Raw genomic sequence first — 19,358 nt, 5'->3', positions numbered from 1 at the left:
CGTATGGCCGTATTTAACCTACATTCTGTGAAACAAACCACTCTTTTTTGAATTGATTTCTTAATCGCTAAATAATAAAACATGCAGTTTGTGAATGAATTGGTGCTTATTCTACTCTATAGTTTGATATTCAATTTTGGACATGCGCAGTCCAGTGTTACCTTGACACATGGATCGCGTAAAATGCAACAGCTAGATACTCTTGTCCGAAAAGGAATCCCTTGGTTGGATGAAACGATAACCGAAGAAAACCGGCTGCCCATGCATACCGATTTTGTGACCTTTCCGAATACGTCTCAGATCGTCAATAGCGATTGGCGTGAATCTTCCGCTTATTTAAGTTTGAATGGTCCCTGGAAATTTAAATGGGCAGATAGTCCGTCAAAATTACCGGCCAATTTTGAATCGTTGACTTATGATGATCATCTTTGGGCTAATTTTCAGGTGCCTGCAAACTGGGAACTCAATGGATACGGTTTCCCGATGTATACGACCTCCGGTTTTGAATTCACTTATTTGATCGGAAAACCAAATCCACCAATTGTGCCGATGGATTTCAACCCCACGGCTGTGTACCGCCGAGAGGTAGTCATTCCTGAGGATTGGCAGGGCAAACCTATTATCCTCCATATTGGGGCTGCCAAATCAAATCTATCTGTTTGGGTAAATGGTCAATATGTGGGGTATGGGGAGGATAGCAAATTACCTTCCGAGTTTGATGTAACAAGATATTTGAGAAAAGGAAAAAATCTAATCACAATGCGCGTCATGCGTTGGGGAGTTGCAAATTATTTGGAGGATCAGGACATGTGGCGCCTCAGTGGAATCACACGAGACTGTTATCTGCTGGCACGGCAACCGATATATCTACGTGATATTCAGTTGGCACCGACCCTCAACGATTCTTTTGATGAAGGACAGCTAAATACTAAGCTGATTTTTAACCAGAGCAGTCAAGATGAGTTAAGAGCAGAGGTTTCATTACATAGAAATGGTCGTCTTGTGTCAGTTAAAACTGTTAAAGTCTCGGGACAAGAGATGGATATTGCACAGACCATAGAGCGTCCTGCACTATGGTCGGCCGAAATGCCAAATTTATACCAGGTGACTGTTAAGCTAATAGACCACGAGGGTAAACTCAGCGAGGTCGTTCCCCAGCAAGTGGGCTTCCGTCGGGTTGAGATCAAAGAAGGTCAGTTGCACGTGAATGGACAGCCTATACTTATCAAGGGAATAAACAGGCACGAAACAGATCCTGTAACAGGGCATGTGATCTCCAAAGAAAATATGTTGCGTGATGTACAGCTCATGAAAAAGTTCAATATCAATGCTGTCCGTACCAGCCACTATCCCAATGCCGAATATTGGTTGCAACTCTGTGATCAATATGGATTGTATGTGATTGATGAGGCTAATATCGAATCTCATGGCATGGGCTATGATCTGTCTTATACGATGGCCAATAGGCCGACCTGGGAAAAGGCACATGTTGCCCGTGTTGAACGTCTTATTCAGCGCGACCGGAATCATCCCAGCGTAATTATTTGGAGCATGGGCAACGAAGCTGGAAATGGCTACAATTTCTATCGGGCCTACCTCCGGATGAAAGAGCTCGATAAAAGTCGCCCTGTACAATACGAAAGGGCTGTGAATAATTATGGGGAATTAAGATTTGATTGGAATACCGATCTGATTGTTCCCATGTATGCAAGCCCATCGGCGATGAAAAATTATGCAGCGCGCAACCCTAAGCCCCAAAGGCCCTTTATTCAATGTGAGTATGCCCATGCCATGGGAAATTCATTAGGAAATTTTAAGGATTATTGGGACATCATTCGGGCAAATAAAGGAATATTCCAAGGCGGATATATCTGGGATTTTGTGGACCAATGTTTTATTAAAATCAACGCTAAAGGCGATACGGTTTATACCTATGGTGGAGACTATGAGCCTAAGGAAGCCATAACGGACTGGAATTATGCTTCCAAAGGCATTTTTTATGCTAATAGGACACCCTATCCGCATGCCTGGGAAATGAAGAAAGTATATCAAGATATCCATAGCAGCCTAATGAAGGAGAAAAAGATACAGGTTTACAATGAACGTTTTTTTACCGGACTTGACAATGTTGAACTTCAATGGGAGCTTATTGTTGATGGAAAGAAAGCCCAATCTGGTTTAATCAGTCACTTGAATGTGTTGCCGCAACAATATGGTGTGCTGTCTATCCCTTATCAAACAGATGCACGTGGGGAGAAATTTCTGAATCTGACTTATCGATTGAAAAAAGCCGAACCCTTACTTCCTATGGGGCATATTATTGCAACCGAACAGTTGTCTTTAGGTGGTGTTTTTCAACCTAAGACAACCATTGTGGCACAGGGGAAAATCAAGACTGAGCGAAAAGATGGAAATCTGATTATCTCGGCAAAACAGCTGCAGATGGAGTTTGACCTTAAATCAGGATGGCTGACCAGATATCATTACAAAGGACGGGATTTAATGGATGAGCATGCTTTATTTAAGACTAATTATTGGCGTGCACCGAATGATAACGATTTCGGTGCAAATACACCTGAAAAACTGAAATCTTGGAAACAGGTTACGGATTCTATTGAATTACTTGAAATTAGATCCGAATTAATCGATAGCCTGGTCTATGTCTATACGGCCTACAAAATGCCTCAGGTATATGGACAGTTAGCAATGAAATACTGCATTAATCAACGGGGTGAAATGCGCGTTTCTCAATCATTCACGGCTGACACCACAAAAAAGGTTGCTGTTCTGCCACGTTTCGGCATGCAATGGATCATGCCTGCTGGCTTTGAGGCCATTAATTACTACGGTAGGGGACCACAGGAGAACTACATCGACCGTAATTTTGCATCGCATGTCGGAATTTATAAACAGACCGTCGATCAACAGTATTTTCCTTATGTAATGCCACAGGAGACAGGTAATAAGACCGATGTCAGGTGGATGGAAATAAGAAATAAGCAAGGTGAGGGATTGTTTTTTACGGCAGATTCTACTTTCAGTATGAGCGCTTTGCATTATTTTGATAAGGATTTGGACGACGGTCCCAAGCGACAACAACGCCATGCCGCTGACCTTGTCAAAAGGAAACAAACGCAAGTTAATATTGACCTCAGACAAATGGGCGTAGGCGGAATCAATAGCTGGGGAGCATGGCCGCTTCACAAATATACATTGCCGTACAAAGATTATTCATTCTCCTTCGTTTTAAAACCAGTCGAATAATTATAGCGTCCTGTACAGCAGAAAGAGCTCGTGATTGTTGTACAGGACTTATTTTACTTTTTAACAATTCAGACTAAGGCCGGTCTACATGGAATTCATTCTGAAATGCTTTTCGGTACTTTTTGACATAGTCGGATGGTGTATCGCCAAACAATTTGTTGAATTGTTGTCTAAAGTAGCGCTGATCGTAAAAACCTGTTAAGTTAGCTACTTCATTAATTTTCGAATCTGTCAAAATAAGCATTTCTGCTGCTTTTTTGAGTCGTACCGACCTGATAAATTCATTGATCGATTTGCCTGAAATTGTTTTAATTTTTTTATAAAGTGACGAATGACTCATCCCCGTTTTTTCGGCAAGGCTTATTACAGTCAATTCTTCCAGTAGGTTCTCTTCAATAATCTCAATGCACCGTTCTATGAATAGCTTGTCTGTGATCGATATCTTTAGCTCATTCGACTGTAATGTGATAGCGTTAAGGAAAAAGTCCTGAAGGTTCTTTTTGTTCTGCAGTAATGTCTTGACCCGAAGCAACAATATTTCCGAATCAAATGGCTTGTGGATATAATCATCGGCACCATATTGAATTCCGGCTAACTTCGTGCCGTCGGAAGTACTTGAAGTAAGCAGGATGATTTGAATATGGTTGAGCGTAGCATTAGATTTTACGGCTTTGCAGAGTGACAATCCATCCATCTCTTCCATGATAATATCACTTATGACCAGATCAGGTTGTTTTTCGTTGATCATAGCTAATGCCTGAACGCCATTACGGGCACCATAGACAGTATATTCTACCTTAAAAATGTCGGTAAGATAGCTGCGGATCGCATCGTCGTCGTCAACCAATAAGATACTGAATTTTTTGCTTGATATGGCCGTTGGAAATGTGGGAGCTGTTTCTGTCACCACTTGTGCATCGTATAGCATTTGAATCCCCGACTCGTTGCGGTGCGCTACATCTGCCAATGGTTCTTCGGCCGGCATTTGTTGTGCCACGATAGGCAAAACGAGGTCGAATGTTGTTCCCGCTGTTGCTGAACTCGTATAACTTATTTTTCCGGCGTGCATTTCAACAAAAGTTTTGACCAGATACATGCCGATCCCGAATCCCGTTTGTTTTTTGGGGCCAGTCAGTGGATCCGAAAAATATTTGTCGAATATTCTATCGCCAAGATGTTCGGGGATACCTTTTCCCGAATCCTTGATCTGAATGGTTAATTCCCTACCCTGTTGCGATAGAGCAATATGAATAGCGCCATCGGAAGGCGTAAATTTAAAGGCATTTGATATGAGATTGCATAAGATGATCTCAATTTTTTCTTTGTCGGCATTGACAAAGACCGGATCGGAATTTTCCTGGAACTGATAATTTATCTTTTGTAATTTTGCCTGGGCAGCGAAATATAGAAATATTTCTTTCATAAAGCTTTGACAGTCGAAAATGCTGGTTTTGAGCTGTTCGGCACCGTCCTCTGTTTTTCTAAATACAAGCAGCTGGTCCACCAAGCTCAAAAGCCTTTTGGCGTTCCTGTGTACTACCTGAAGGGAAGCCCTGTCTTCAGACTCTTTATTGGTCTTCAGCAGATCTTTAATCGGATTAATAATTAGGGTCAGCGGTGTTCTAAATTCATGCGATATATTGGTAAAAAATGCGTGCCTCTTTTCATTGAGTTCTCTTTCCTTTTGGATGGTGAATTTTGAAAGCTGTATTTCATAATTTAAAGCGATTTGCCTCCTCCGATAGCGCAGATACCATAGCCCCGTATAGATCATAGCCAGCGTGTAAAGCAGGTAAGCCCACCAGCTTCTATACCAAGGCGGGAGAATTTGAATCTCGAGCTTAATCTGCTTATTTGTCCAATTGCCTTCCGAGTCGGTCGATTGAATAAGCAGGGTATAATTTCCTTCATGCAGGCCGTTGTAATTGATAGATCGGGTAGACCCGGCATCGTTCCATTGCTTGTCTAAACCTTCCAAGCGGTATCTATATTTTATCTTTTGTGGCGAATCAAACTCCAAGGCGGCAAACTCCAGCGAAAAAGTAGATTGATTGTAGGGAAGGGTCAATTTGTGAATAGTATTATCTTTTCCAATATCGACCCGGTCGCTCAGTTCGGCAATCTTTTTATTGTTAATCTTAAGACTTGTGATTGCTAAGGCAGGTTCATAAATTTTCAGTTTGATACTATCTGCATCAAAGATGTTAAAACCGTTGTTTCCTCCGAAAAGAAGATGGCCATCTTTGAGCTTAAATGCTGCTCCATAAGAAAACTCGTTGCTTTGAAGCCCATCCGTTTCTTCGTATCGTACAATTTTTTTAGTGGAAGGATCGAACTTCGAGAGGCCATTAAAGGTACTTAACCATAGTTTCCCGGTTTTATCTTCCAAAATATTAAGTACGGCATTGTTACTCAAACCTTCATTTGTGGAATAATTTTCGACAATCTTTTTTGATTTGCTATCAAATGCCAAGAGCCCTTTACCTTCTGTTCCTAACCAAAGTCTGTTATTTTTTCCGAGCCGAATGGCACGAACAGGTTTTCCGATTAAATACCTGGCGCTTTTTCGTGTCTTCTTGTTTAGCTGTATGATCTCATTGTAATTCCCCATCCAGATATTGCCTTGTTTATCGTCAATCATGCAATTGATATCATAGATGTCTTCGCTGAAGACTTCAAATTGGTCGCTTGTCGGATTATATGTATACACTCTTCCCTCAGAAAATGTCGCTGCCCAGATCTTCTCATCCTGATCCTTAAAAAGTAATTGTACACTGTTATTTACGACCCCATTTGGCGTCCTGCAAACATAATATTTTAAACCCGAACCTTTTGCATAACGCGCAATGCCCCTTTCGGTTGCGATCCATAGATCTCCGTTAGTTCCGGTCAAAAGATGGTTTATCGTATTGTCTGGCAATTGCTGTGGCCCTTTTTGAAAAGATTGAACCTGATTGGTCTTGTTATCCCATACATAAAGGCCATCACCTTCGGTACCAATCCAGATCTTGTTATCATACTCAACGAAAGAACGTACAAATTTGTGCGCTAAGTTAAATCCCGCATAATGTTTCTGCTGTAAATAATTAAATTTATAGCCATTGTTATCAATGGTCTCAATGCCGCCCTTTCCGGTGCCAATCCATATTTTACGCTGGGAGTCTATGTAAACCGTATAAATGGTTTTGCTATTCAGTGAAAATTGTACGGGCTGTAGAACATTTTTATTTGCTGCTTTTCCATGAGATAGGTTAAGTATAAAAATGCCATTGTTTTGGGTGGCTAACCAAAGTTTGTTTTGCCCCTCCAGCGTCAGCATGTTGATCTGGCTCGATTTAAGCTCCTGTGGATACAAGGACGAAAGCATATGGTCTTTGATTTTCCAAACAAATAGCCCCTCGTAATTACCAATAAAGAGTTCACCGCTGTTTGTGCTAGCCATACAGGTTGTACTCGTAATAGCCTTCGATACAAGATTCAACTGCTGAGTTTTTTTGTCGAAAGCGTATAAACCGCGTCCCTCTATAAAAACCCATACCATGCCGGTCGCGTCAATATGCGTGGCCGATACGTGGTAGTATAAGGTGGATAGGTTCGATTTATAATCTTTAAAAGCAATTTGTATGGCATATGCTTCTTGATGACTTTTGTAAAATAGCCCCCAGCCGTTTGTGCCGATATAAATATTATTATCACTATCGATTTGAATGGATTTCGTATCGGCATTGAGATGATATGACCGTTTAGATTTTTGGTCTATATAATTTAAACGCGTGAAAGTATCAAAATTTCGGTCGTAGACTCCAATTCCTTGACCAGTTCCTATCCATAATTTTTTATTATGGTCTTCTGCTATACAATAGATATAATTATGCGGAATGCTATTTTCGTTATTTAGCTGATTTCTGTAGGTTTTTATATCATAACCGTCGAATCTGTTTAGCCCGTCGTAGGTACCAAACCACATGAAGCCATGGCTATCCTGAAATATAGATTTCACCGAACTATTGGATAAATCTTTATTCATCTCCTTGGGGAATTGCGCGTGGGTCAGCGTGCTTGTGTGAACAAGGATGAGAACGAATATCAGGATCAAGGCCTGACGTGAATGTAGGAGTCTGTTCAAACTAGGCATGTTAGCAGCGATGTTAGTATGGTATTTCCGATATCAGATAATTTATCGATTCTTCCTTATCATAGGTTATTATCTTGAAAACAACTTTTGTGATCAGAAAAAGTCAATTTGAAGATTATATGGTTAAAGATACGATTGTTTTTTAAAATAAGTGTATATTGTACGTTTATTTAAGGCGAACAGTTTTTACGAGTAAGATTTTGCTTCATAAAGCAAAAAGAGGACGGGATGAAAGTAATAAGTGTCTCTATTAAAATAGTGTACAAACCAATTTAAGCAGCTTATGTGCTAGTTTATCAAAAAATACGATACATCTAAATATATGCGGATCAATTTAATCTTATGTCTATTGTTTGTAGGACATTTTTCATTTGGACAGCAATTGAACAAAAAGACCGTACTAGCTCAGCTAAGTAAGGCAAACCAATACTGGCAGTCTCATCATAAGCCCGAAGTTTGGGCGTTTTGGGATCAGGCAGCTTATCATACCGGAAATATGGAATTCTATAAGATTTCAAAATCAGCAGGAGACTTAAAATATTCTACGGATTGGGCGATATACAATGATTGGAAAGGAGCCAAGTCTACCGATATGCAACTGTGGAAATACAACTATGGGGAAACAGACGAACACGTTCTTTTTGGTGATTGGCAAATCTGTTTCCAAACCTATATCGATCTCTATCATTTATCGCCAAGCCCTGAAAAGATTGCACGTGCTCAAGAAGTCATGGAATATCAGATCCACTCCAATAAACAGGACTATTGGTGGTGGGCCGATGGTTTGTATATGGTGATGCCGGTGATGACTAAAATGTACAAATTGACAGGGGAATTCACTTTATCTGGATAAGATGTATACTTATTTGCAATATGGCCGATAGTATCATGTTTGATCAGGAAGCGAAATTGTATTACCGTGATGCAAAATATGTTTTCCCCAAACACCAGAGCTTACACGGCAAAAAGGATTTTTGGGCCCGGGGCGATGGCTGGGTTTTCGCGGCATTTGCGAAGGTTCTTCAAGATCTACCTGAGGAGGATAAACATTATACCTACTATCAGGAGCGTTTTAAGGAAATGGCAGCCGCTATCATGAGTTGTCAACAGCAGGAGGGATTCTGGACTCGAAGCATGTTAGATTCCGAACATGCACCCGGCAGGGAAACAAGCGGAACGGCTTTTTTTACTTATGGGTTGCTCTGGGGAATAAATAATGGCTTGCTAAGCGATTTTAAATTTAAAGATGCTGCGGTTAAAGGCTGGAAATATCTTAGTGAGATCGCTTTACAACCCGATGGCAGAATTGGGTATGTACAACCTATTGGTGAAAAAGCTATCCCCGGACAGGTGGTGGATACCAACTCTACAGCTCCTTTTGGTGTAGGTGCGTTTTTATTAGCCGGCTCGGAAATGTATCGTTATTTAGCTCAAAAATAGATTGGATTTGAAAATGAAAAATAAGATTTTATTGTTCTTTGTTATTCTTCTGATAGGCCATACTGTCTTTGGACAGGGCGTGAAGAAGAAACCTGCATCAACAAAAGAGACGGATAGAGCTTTTTGGCTTAAAGAAATGGATCATATGCTGCGTCCCGTTCTCCGCAGTCTGGCCCATGATAGCCTGCGGTTAACTATGCCACAAATGACTTCTATACACGTGGATAATAAGGAACAGCGCATCAAAGTACAATATGTTGAAGTCTTGGGAAGGGTATTGTCAGGCATAGCACCCTGGCTTTCCTTGGATGGCGGTTCGGCTGAGGAGATAAAGTTACGCGATCAATATAGAGCATGGACTGTTCAAGCACTTAAAAATGCTTTGGACAGCAATGCGCGTGATTTTATGCGTTTTGATCTCGGTGGCCAACAGCTTGTTGATGCCTCGTTTATCGCTTTGGGATTTATGCGTAGTCCTTGGTTGTGGGATCATATCGACAATCAGACAAAAAAGAATTTGGTAGCATCTATAAAAATTACGCGCCAATTTCGACCGGCTTATTCAAATTGGTTACTCTTTTCAGCAATGAATGAAGTTTTTTTAGCGAAATATTCGGATGATTGGGATGTGATGCGCGTTGATTATGCGCTGCAGCAATTGGAACAGTGGTATGTTGGAGATGGAATGTATATGGATGGTCCGCATTATGCGTTTGATTACTATAATAGTTATGTTATCCATCCCTTCTTGGCCGGAATTATGGATTTCATACAGTTGAAAACTAAAAACTATGATGGGATGTTTGCAAAAATCAAGCTCCGAAATGAGCGCTATGCCATTATTCAGGAGCGGTTGATCAATGCCGACGGTAGTTTTCCTCCGACAGGAAGGTCCGTAATCTATCGCGCGGCAGCTTTCCATCATCTTGCAGATATGGCGTTCAAGAGACGACTCCCTGGGGAACTTAGCGAAGGACAGGTGAAGGCTGCCCTGTCTGCGGTATTGAAAAAATCGACCGAAAACCCAAATACGTATGAAAATGGCTGGTTGACGCTGGGTATGTATGGTAATCAGCCGGGCTTGGGTGATCCATACAATAATCAGGGGAGCCCCTATTTATGTTCAGTAATTTTTTTGCCTTTGGGATTACCCGACAGAGATTCTTTTTGGACAAGTGAAGCGAGCGACTGGAGTGCACGGCGTATCTGGTCAGGACAGGACTGGCATAAAGATCAGGGTAAAGCCATTCAATAACCCCAAATTCCGGGAATAAGTCTCCTTTCAAAAGGATCTGGTGGGCTCAACAAGTGTATAAAAAATTCAATGAAACAATATCTAAATCAACTAGTAAGAGTGGGGATGCTCACTTGCGCGTGTCTCTTGTTTATTTACAATGCACAAGGGCAGAAAATTAAGAATACGCTTGTCGGAAATGGTTGGGCAAAGAACACAGTCAACACAACCGTATTTCGTAAAAATTCATTAACCAGCAATGGTAAATACCAATATATCGCTTATTATGACGAAGCTGGATATGTAGTTCTAGGTCTGCGGTTACTTTCTGGCAAGGTCTGGAAGTTGCGACGTTCGGGTTATACTGGGCATGTGAAGGATGCCCATAATGTGATCAGTATTATGGTGGATAAGGCAGGATATCTCCACGTTTGCTGGGATCAGCATGACAGCAAGTTGAGATATGCACGTACCCTTCACCCCAATAGTCTTGTGCTAGGTTATGAGCAAGCCATGCTGGGACAAAATGAATCAAAGGTGACCTATCCTGAATTCTTAAAGTTGCCCAGTGGTGAGTTGCTGTTTTTATATCGTGATGGCGGATCCGGTCATGGTAATCTTGTGGTTAATAGGTACGACAGTAAACAACAGAAGTGGGAGCGGATGCATAGCAATCTGATTGATGGCGAGGGGCGGAGAAATGCCTATTGGCAAAGTTATGTGGATCGTCGGGGAACGATACATCTTTCTTGGGTGTGGCGGGAAAGTACCAATGTGGAAAGCAATCATGATATGGCTTATGCATGTTCAAACGATGGCGGATTAACCTGGCAAAAGAGTAATGGCATGCGGTACGAGCTACCTATGAAAGAATCTACCGTTGAATACGCAGCCCGTATCCCACAACAGCACGAATTGATTAATCAAACCTCTATCGCTGCAGATGAAAAAGGGAATCCTTTTATCGCCAGTTACTGGCGTGACGCAGGATCAGAGATCCCACAATACAAGGTCATCTATTTACAAGAGGGTGAATGGAAGATCCGGTCTTTTGATTTTAGAAAAACACCCTTTACGCTGAGTGGTGGTGGAACAAAGGATATTCCAATTGCCAGGCCGCAGCTATTGGTTCGCGGAAAAGATCATAAAACAATGTTGACGCTGGTCTTTCGGGATCAAGAGCGCGGTTACCGACCTTCGATACTGAGGTTGAATGGCATGCATCAAGAGGCAAATGATATTATTGATCTTTGTGAGCAGTCCGTAGGGGCTTGGGAACCTACATATGATACCCAGTTGTGGCAAAAGAAACGTAAAGTTGCTTTATTTGTGCAGTCTACAGTGCAAAAGGATGCCGAGGGACTCGCTGATGCTCCCGCGACAGCAATACGGGTAGTAGAATGGCGTGATTGAGAAAGAGGTTGTTTTCAAATTCTTACTCCACTTTTAAGCTGTCGACCGGATTAGCTTTTGCAGCGGCTATTGCTCTGGTACATAGGGTTAGAATAGCAATTACCAGTGCAATAATCCCTGCGAGAGCAAGTATCCACCAGCTGACCGAAATGCGATAAGCGAACTCTTGCAGCCACTGATTCATCAATAACCATCCGAGCGGCAGTGCAATCAACAGTGCTATACCGACCAGTTTAACCATATCAGAGCATAGTAGATAAACGAGGTTGCTTAATGTTGCGCCTAATGTTTTACGTATACCAATTTCCTTTATCCGCAATTGAATAGCGAATGTGGTTACACCGAATAGCCCTAAACAGGCAATAACGATAGACAACAAGGCAAAAATTAAGAGCATTTGACCTTGCTTTATTGTATCGATGCTCGTAGCTTTTATCTATCTCTTATGGCTTCAGTTCATCTTTTTGCCAGCATTTAATATAGTGTACGCATGTGAACGATATTGTTTTAAACTGTTCGCACCCGTACATCTACTTTTTTTGAAAAAAGATACGAAATGTGCTTTAATAGGTCATCGGGGGCGTTATTGAACGCACAGGGACAGCTGGTATAGTATTTGGCACGGAGTTAATAAAATGGATCTTATGTTCTTAATGTATTTTGACGTTCACCTTTTGATCTCAGTCATTCACCGAGTTTTGTGGGGAACTAGTCTAAAATCTGTCGGTTAGAGCTCTAGTGAACCGTAGTTTTGAATTAAGAAATAAGAACAGAAAAACTTACACGACAAAATAAAGATATTATGAAAACGCTAGTAAAAACAATCGCAGCAGCAGCCTTAATCGCAATTTCAACATGTGCAATGGCAGCTGAGGGCCCAGGATCAAAAACAGCAAAAACAACTGTTAACTTGTCAACCGCAGACTTTGCTTTAGAGCACTATGTTGCTGTCATGGCTGAAGGAGAATCGGCTGGTGTAGAACAATTGTTTGCTGAAGATTTTAATCAAAAGGTTCAAACAGCAAAGTTGAAGTCAAATAGCCGTAGTGAAGTGGTAAAATCATTGAAAAAACAAAAAGGTGAGAAACTAAACTGTAGGGTAAGTACGGAGATACTTGAAACATCAGCCGATTATATGGTGGCCAGGATGACCTTGAAATTTGAAGATTTCACCAAGACCGATCTAGTAACCTTTGTCCGTGAAGGAAATGACTGGAAAGTGTCCAAATCGATCAATTCGTATAAATAGTAGCTCATAATTTGAGGCCAGCTCAGTCATAGCAAAAGCCGAGCTCTAGTGAATCACATGTTTATAAATTTAGTTTAGAAGCCACATCCTGCGATGTGGCTTTTTGTATGATCACAGATTTTTATGATTGTAAATTTGTTCTTTTAAGTTTTAACTCTAAATTTAATCGTAAATCCAAAGAACAATAATATCTTTATTTAAAGGAATGAAGAAAACTAGAAGTTGGCCATTCTTACTTATCTTGTTTTTAATCGCTACAGCTATTATTTATTCAAGATTGATTACGCATTCGATGGTATTAGGGAAATATGACTTCAAATATCACGAATGCTTTGCAGGTGCAGAGCTGCCGGATAGAGATGATGAGCTAACCTTGTTGGATAACAATAAATATCGAAGTTCTTTTTTTGGCAATGGAGAATACCATGTAGCATACGGCGTATTTGATACGCGATTGGTTTTGCGTTATTCTGGAGGTACTGCTTCGTGTGAATTAGTCATAAAAAAACGGGGAAATAGTATTGTCATTGTTGTAGATGATACCTGCGATTTTTTTTATGAAAAGGCAGATTAAATCAAGGTGATGTTTTTTTTGGCTGAATTGAAATTATCACTTAGTTTTTATAATCCACAGGTAATTCATACCCTCTTTGGTTCCTTAAAAGACTTAGCGGTGGTAGCCCAATTTCTTTTCTTCGTACATCTACCTCATCAATGTTCTCAATCGGTGTAACAATTCTTTTGTTTTGTTTACCCATTTCCCAGTATGATCCATAAATCTGTTTTTGACGGATTATGGCCCGGTGTCTATCGATAACTAAAGCCATGTTGAAAGGTGGATACTTGAGGTCTATAACCGCTTTTTTCATCAATGGTGTCAAAATTTCAATATTTTTGGCATCCTCAATCCCATTGTTTAAAGTATGTAATAATAATATAAAGATAGCGTTTACGCCATCCATGCCAACAGTTTCAAGATTTGGAAACTCTGTTCTCACTATAATCTCCTTTATCACGGCCATATTAGCCGTGTCACTAGCGAAAATAAGAGAATCAGCTTTTTTGTATTCAATAACTCCCAATAAGGAACGCAATGCCTGATCCTTTTCCAACATATTAAGTAAAGTTGTGCGGTCCTCCAAATGAGCTATTTTGCTTAGATGTTTTTGACGAAGTGAATCGTAGGTTTTTCTCCAATTGGTATGATGTTTTAAAAAACTATTTACATTACTGTCAACCTCTAACATCCCTAAAGAAGCACCGTTTAAAATAGATTGCTTTAAATATTTTTCCGCTGTTTTACTGTCTTTTACTTTTAGTGCTAATTTTACCAATTCTATATCAATAAACGGATCTATATCACTAATCTTGACCATTTTTCGATATAACAAATAAGCTTCAGGTGTCTTCTTTTCAAAAATTAAACTATCTGCGGTATTCTTTAAATAAAAATAAGAACTGCTTTTTTGAGCTTTCACGTGGCAGGAAATGAAAATTAGGAAGAGAATAAGAAATGGCTTAAACATATGTTTATATTTATATACCTAAATATATTATATTGTCATTAATAATAAGAATATGTTTTTTTATTTATCCTATTGGAAAAATAAGCACCTATTGAAATGGCCCTATTAAACACTCGCTTTTTTACTGATTTTTTCCCTGCCTCAGAACTTTATTCCGATCAAAGAACTATTTTTTAGAAGTAGAAAAAATGTACATCTAGGCCAAGATGCGGGCAGTATTGGCCGTTGAGGTCGCCCATGCGATTATCTCTTGGATTTATAGAAAGTGGCTTCATTATTGTAATCAACTCGGTTGCCGAGGACGCATTGGGAATAGCTTATGTTATTCTAAATCGTAAAAATCAAACAACGGTAAGGTAAAAATTAGCTAATGCGGCTGTTTTCAGGCTGATAATTTACTGAATGTGGCTAGAATTCTTTAGTTTTGGCTATTTGTTTAGATAAATATTGCACTACAGCCTCCTTGGCGTAAGAACGTTTGGAAAAACTCAGAAATACGGACGAACAATGATATTGAAAGAAAGAATGAGCTACAACTATCTTAAATACCTTTTTACAGGAACGCTTTCGGCTTTACTGCTTACAGGCTATGCGCAGGAAGTGGGGAAACAGCAGAAAGATAAGAAAGAGAAACCACAACAGCAAAGTGTGCGAAGTGGCGCCGGTGAGGTTCAAACCATGGATTCCATTGATGTCGTACGTGATTACCGGCCCATGCTGGCTGATGCCGTTAAGGTGCGCCGCAGCCCGGATATGACGCTTATCAACCGTGATGCTATTGAGACCGAACTGCGCCAGATTGCCACTGCCACTTATTTAGCACAGCAAAAATATAAACAGGCCTATTACCACGAATTGATGCAACGGCATCCAGACGCTTCACAAAGCAATGTCGATAATTATCGCATCAGCTACCTAGCTTACGGTGCCGGCGAATACAAAAGGGCGAGCGGTATGTTGGAGGCCATAAAACCTTCGGATGCCTTTTATCAGGGGGCGATCATGACCTTAGGTCATATCGCATTGGAGACGGGCGACAAGCAAGCTGCACGAAATGCTTTTGTCAAAGCTACAAAGCTGGATTTGGACCGGCAAGTGAAGGCCGATGCGCTATTTAACTATGCTAAAATCTTGTTTGCAATGGACTCCACCCAGGCTGCGCAAAAAGTCCTCGAGAAATATATCGCCCAGGAAGTGAAACCTGTCGATCCGGGTTCAAAAAGAAAGGAAAGTGCGGAAACACTATCCGCTGAAATTCTACGGGGGACGACCAATTTCCATGCTGGTGTCAGTATGCTGGAATCGTTAAAAGAGCGCGGTCGGGAAGTCAATGCGATCTATCAAAAGGTAACCTACTACCGCGGATTGGAGTTTTATAATGAGCGTGCTTTCGAAAATAGCATATCTATGTTTATGCGATCAGAAAAGTTTCCGGTCAATGCTGAAATGGCGGCTCTTGCGACCTATTGGAAAGCAGAAGCCATGTATGAAGTGCGCAAATTTGGTGAAGCTGTAGAAAACTTCTCCGAGTTTCTAAGCCTGCCCGTCGCTCGGAATACTGATGTCTATAATTATGCAAATTACGGGCTGGCGTATGCGGCATACCGAAATAACCGTTTTGAGTTGGCGGCCAAATATTTTGAACGCTTTCTGACTGCCGGAGGAAATACCGTGGATCAAAATATTCGGTATGATGTTATTGCACGTCTAGGTGATTCGTATTTGTGTCTGCGCGATTATGGTCGGGCAAACAAGTACTACGACCAGCTGATTAATAGCAAAGCGCCAAACCAGGATTATGCCTTCTTCCAGCGTGGTGTTTTATTTGGTCTGCAAGGCGACAATGAAACCAAGCTCAGTACGCTGCGGTCGGTGTTGAAACAATTTCCATCTTCGAACTATGCAGATGATGCGGCCTTTGAAATTCCCTATACTTATTTCACGATGGGTGATTATAGCCGTGCGATCGAAGGGTTACAGGCAATGGTCGAAAAGTACCCTCGCAGTAGTTATATTCCCCGCGCCTTAATGACCATAGGACTCGTGCAGTACAATAACGATGAGCCCGAAGCGGCGAAAGCGACTTTCCAGAAGGTGGTGGAGAAATACACCCGAACTGCCGAGGCGGAGCAGGCGATGCGTTTCATTGAAAACATCTACCTCGATCAAGGGGATGCTTCGAGCTATATTCGTTACGCTGTCGGTACCAATGTCAGTAATCTGAGTCCCGCAGAGCTAGATAACATGGCTTCCAAGGCGGCGCAGTCGCTATTCGCCAGGGGAGAATATGGGGCGGCTGTAGAAGCGATCAACGCCTATTTTGATAAATTTCCAAAACCCAGACAAGAAAAATTCGCCCGTTTATATCCGTGGAGTGAGTTCGTACCGCACCGGGCATCCACAGGAAGCACTGCATGATCTGAATATCATCCTGAACGACTGGACGAGTAAATATTCAGAGAATACCTTGCTGACGGTTGCTGCGCTATATTGGATCTTAAAGAATACAATGAAGCCATTGTGCACCTCAAGAAATTGGAGCTCAACGAAGAATATAAAAAAGAACTATGGCTATGCGGTAACGAACCTGATGGTGTGTTACTTCGAACTCGGCGATATGGAGCAAATGGCTAAGTATGTGAGTCTGGTCAAAAATTACAACGGGGGCAACCGAGGAGGAAATAGCGAAAGCGCATTTGTACAGTGGAAAAGCTTTGTTGAAAGAGAAAAATGTAGCGTCTGCCATGAAAGAATTCAACCTGGCTGCGCTGAAGAGTCAATCGGCTATCGGCGCAGAAGCACGGTATCGCGTAGCGCTTTTGCAGTACGATAACAAGGAATATGATAAGGCGCTGGAAACAGCCTTTGATGTGATTAACAATAGGGAAGCGCAAGAATACTGGGTTGCCAAGAGCTTCCTGGTACTTGCTGATGCCTATGCGCGCAAAGGCAATGCTTTCCAGGCGAAGAGTACCTTGAAAAGTGTGATTGACAATTATGACAAAAACGATGATATCGTGCCTGCAGCGAAAGAACGCTTACAGAAGTTGAAGTAATACTTCTGAAAATTTGGCATACGCCAGATGTGATAGAATTTTTCATTTCTTTCGAATGAAGAGAATCGTATGGAACATGAACCTAAAAAGCCCGAGAACAATCGGGCTTTTTACATTAAATAGACTGCTATAAATCTGATAAGAAACCTCCCTAATAGTTATAAACGGTATAAAATCCAAGAAGAAGAGCTATTTCTTTATCACTTAGTCTCCATAAGTGAATGATTTTATTCACATCGTCCTTCATAGCGGATTAAATCCTAATTTTTGTACAAAAACGAACCATTTCTGAACAAATCAATACCATAGCGGTAGCCTGTCGTGGCTAATTTTGTACCGTATCCCAATAAATCAGTTTTGTTGAATCAGCACACTAAATGATAAACTATAGAAGTCGCTGGCACAACAGGAATAAAATAACCAATAGACTTGAAAATATGTTCAAAAACGAAATGATAAACAAACAGCTATTCTCAAATTGGATAATAAATTTTTTTTTTAACGCTTTTATTGTGCACTTCTGGATTGCTTGGTTTTTCTCAAAAAAATAAAGGGAAAAGCGGTTCGGGCAACACCGGGTATATTTTATTAAAGCCAAAATACGATGGTCATTCAGTCTTGCGCAATCCTTTAAATGGTTGGGTAATGTATGCTCCCCGTAATGCCGATGATACGTATTGGGATATCGAATATTTTGTGCCAGCATTGGGTAAAAAGGTAAAGGTCATTGATTATGCTTCGGCATGTTATGTACGCACGAGCTGGTCTTCGCTGAATCCCAGTGACGGTGTTTATGCCTGGGATGATCCAAACTCTAAAATAGGAAAGCTCCTTAAAGGCGCACAAACGAGAGGGTTGCCCATAGCGCTCCGTATTGTGGTAGATGGTCGCGACCAAGGTCAAAATACACCCAAATTTGTGTTCGACCTCGGAGCCAAATATTATTTGGAAAATGAAAATCATCCCGATGGGCAAACACCTTATCCTCAGGATGCGGTATTTAGAAAATACTATACCAAATTTATCACAGCTTTGGCCAAGGAATTTAATGATCCTGAAAAGACCTCTTTTATTGATGCCTATGGCTTGGGGAAATGGGGCGAAGCACATTATGTTGTCTATGAAGACCCCAAAATGGCAACGCCCGAAAGTACTGAAAAAATAAAGGAAGAAACCCTGGACTGGGTGACCAGCTTATATGCTAACACATTTACAAAAGTTCCTTTGGTTATCAACTACCATCGTCTGGTCGGTCATCCCGAAAGTTGGGGCGCAGTCAACCCGAATAGTGAACGCTTATTGGATAAAGCTATTGATAAGGGGTATAGCCTTCGCCAAGATGCTTTTGGCATGACTGGCTATTACCAGAATTGGGAAAAGGATTTTGCCAAGAAATGGAATTTTAAGCGTCCTATCATTATGGAAGGAGGCTGGATTATTGCCCCAGGTAAGCACCGTTATTGGACAGACCCCAGTGGAAAATATAGAGAAGGTCATGACGAGGATGTGAGGAAAGGTGAGTTCGACCTGTCGGCCGAAGCCCATGTCAATATGATGGACTTTAGAGCGGGGGGAGAAACTGAATCCTGGTTTAAATCCTTTGATTTGGTTCAACGGTTTATTACAGAAGGGGGGTACCGTGTATATCCAGACCAAATCAACCTCCCTCAAGATATCAAGTCGGGAAAGATAGCGCAAATCTCCCATCGTTGGCAGAATATGGGCTGGGGCTATTTACCTAATAATATTCCACAATGGAATTACAAATATAAAGTTGCTTTTGCACTGTTAGATGCCAAAGGGAATGTTAAAAAGATTTTTGTAGATCGTCAGAGTGAACCGTCTGCTTGGTTGAAAGGTGCTGCTGCGAGTTATAAAATAAATGCAAAAGTAGATGTACCTGCAGGAATTTATAGCTGGGCAGTCGCCATTGTTGATACGACCAAGGAAAATAAGCCGGCTATTCAACTTGCCCTTGATGGAGATTTGACGGCTCAGGGTTGGATAAAGCTTTCGGCATTGCAGGTAAAATAGAAAATTT

13 protein-coding genes are annotated in these 19,358 nt (G+C 41.1%); 10 read left to right on the top strand and 3 right to left on the bottom strand.

What is annotated here, in order from left to right; translation table 11 throughout:
- Window positions 1-81 precede the first annotated feature (81 nt).
- Window positions 82-3,264: a glycoside hydrolase family 2 TIM barrel-domain containing protein gene (locus tag DTA23_RS00955; protein WP_239468735.1), complete on the top strand. Its 3,183-nt coding sequence runs from the start codon at window positions 82-84 to the stop codon at window positions 3,262-3,264.
- 73 nt (window positions 3,265-3,337) lie between these two features.
- Here the strand turns inward: DTA23_RS00955 and DTA23_RS00950 are convergent, their stop codons facing one another.
- On the bottom strand, window positions 3,338-7,291 hold the full coding sequence (locus DTA23_RS00950) for a hybrid sensor histidine kinase/response regulator transcription factor (protein WP_204990811.1): 3,954 nt from the start codon (window positions 7,289-7,291) through the stop codon (window positions 3,338-3,340).
- Window positions 7,292-7,721: 430 nt separating this feature from the next.
- On the opposite strand from DTA23_RS00950, the gene DTA23_RS27380 reads away from it, so the two are divergent.
- The 4 genes from DTA23_RS27380 to DTA23_RS00935 all read left to right on the top strand — a co-directional run bounded on the left by DTA23_RS27380 (window position 7,722) and on the right by DTA23_RS00935 (window position 11,486).
- Window positions 7,722-8,252, top strand: a complete 531-nt coding sequence (locus tag DTA23_RS27380) for a glycoside hydrolase family 88 protein (RefSeq protein WP_218565284.1) — start codon at window positions 7,722-7,724, stop codon at window positions 8,250-8,252.
- 20 nt (window positions 8,253-8,272) lie between these two features.
- Window positions 8,273-8,839: a glycoside hydrolase family 88 protein gene (locus DTA23_RS27375; protein WP_218565283.1), complete on the top strand. Its 567-nt coding sequence runs from the start codon at window positions 8,273-8,275 to the stop codon at window positions 8,837-8,839.
- Window positions 8,840-8,852: 13 nt separating this feature from the next.
- A complete protein-coding gene (locus tag DTA23_RS00940) occupies window positions 8,853-10,094 on the top strand; it encodes a DUF2264 domain-containing protein (protein WP_088160522.1) in 1,242 nt (413 codons plus the stop codon).
- 69 nt (window positions 10,095-10,163) lie between these two features.
- Entirely contained in the window at window positions 10,164-11,486 is a 1,323-nt protein-coding gene (locus DTA23_RS00935) for a BNR repeat-containing protein (protein ID WP_112373570.1), read from the top strand.
- Between the two features lie 22 nt (window positions 11,487-11,508).
- Here the strand turns inward: DTA23_RS00935 and DTA23_RS00930 are convergent, their stop codons facing one another.
- Window positions 11,509-11,883: an ABC transporter permease gene (locus tag DTA23_RS00930; RefSeq protein WP_112373569.1), complete on the bottom strand. Its 375-nt coding sequence runs from the start codon at window positions 11,881-11,883 to the stop codon at window positions 11,509-11,511.
- A 405-nt stretch (window positions 11,884-12,288) separates the two neighbouring features.
- Between DTA23_RS00930 and DTA23_RS00925 the strand changes: the two genes are divergently transcribed.
- Both DTA23_RS00925 and DTA23_RS00920 read left to right on the top strand, forming a co-directional pair.
- Entirely contained in the window at window positions 12,289-12,735 is a 447-nt protein-coding gene (locus DTA23_RS00925) for a nuclear transport factor 2 family protein (protein ID WP_112373568.1), read from the top strand.
- Between the two features lie 205 nt (window positions 12,736-12,940).
- Complete coding sequence (locus DTA23_RS00920; RefSeq protein WP_146752988.1) at window positions 12,941-13,309, top strand: hypothetical protein; 369 nt, start codon at window positions 12,941-12,943, stop codon at window positions 13,307-13,309.
- A 40-nt stretch (window positions 13,310-13,349) separates the two neighbouring features.
- On the opposite strand, the gene DTA23_RS00915 is transcribed toward DTA23_RS00920, so the two are convergent.
- Window positions 13,350-14,213: a DUF6624 domain-containing protein gene (locus DTA23_RS00915; RefSeq protein WP_112373566.1), complete on the bottom strand. Its 864-nt coding sequence runs from the start codon at window positions 14,211-14,213 to the stop codon at window positions 13,350-13,352.
- Between the two features lie 555 nt (window positions 14,214-14,768).
- On the opposite strand from DTA23_RS00915, the gene DTA23_RS00910 reads away from it, so the two are divergent.
- From DTA23_RS00910 to DTA23_RS00900, 3 genes are all read left to right on the top strand, one after another.
- Window positions 14,769-16,679, top strand: coding sequence for a tetratricopeptide repeat protein (locus DTA23_RS00910; protein WP_112373565.1), 1,911 nt, complete (start codon window positions 14,769-14,771; stop codon window positions 16,677-16,679).
- Between the two features lie 326 nt (window positions 16,680-17,005).
- On the top strand, window positions 17,006-17,317 hold the full coding sequence (locus DTA23_RS00905; protein WP_146752986.1) for a tetratricopeptide repeat protein: 312 nt from the start codon (window positions 17,006-17,008) through the stop codon (window positions 17,315-17,317).
- A 645-nt stretch (window positions 17,318-17,962) separates the two neighbouring features.
- Window positions 17,963-19,351 (top strand): DUF4832 domain-containing protein, encoded by a 1,389-nt coding sequence (locus DTA23_RS00900; protein WP_174890601.1) that lies wholly within the window; start codon window positions 17,963-17,965, stop codon window positions 19,349-19,351.
- Window positions 19,352-19,358 lie beyond the last annotated feature (7 nt).

The sequence above is a fragment of the Sphingobacterium multivorum genome (genome assembly GCF_900457465.1).
Lineage (GTDB): Bacteria > Bacteroidota > Bacteroidia > Sphingobacteriales > Sphingobacteriaceae > Sphingobacterium > Sphingobacterium multivorum.
This window is presented reverse-complemented; position numbering and strand designations above follow the sequence as displayed.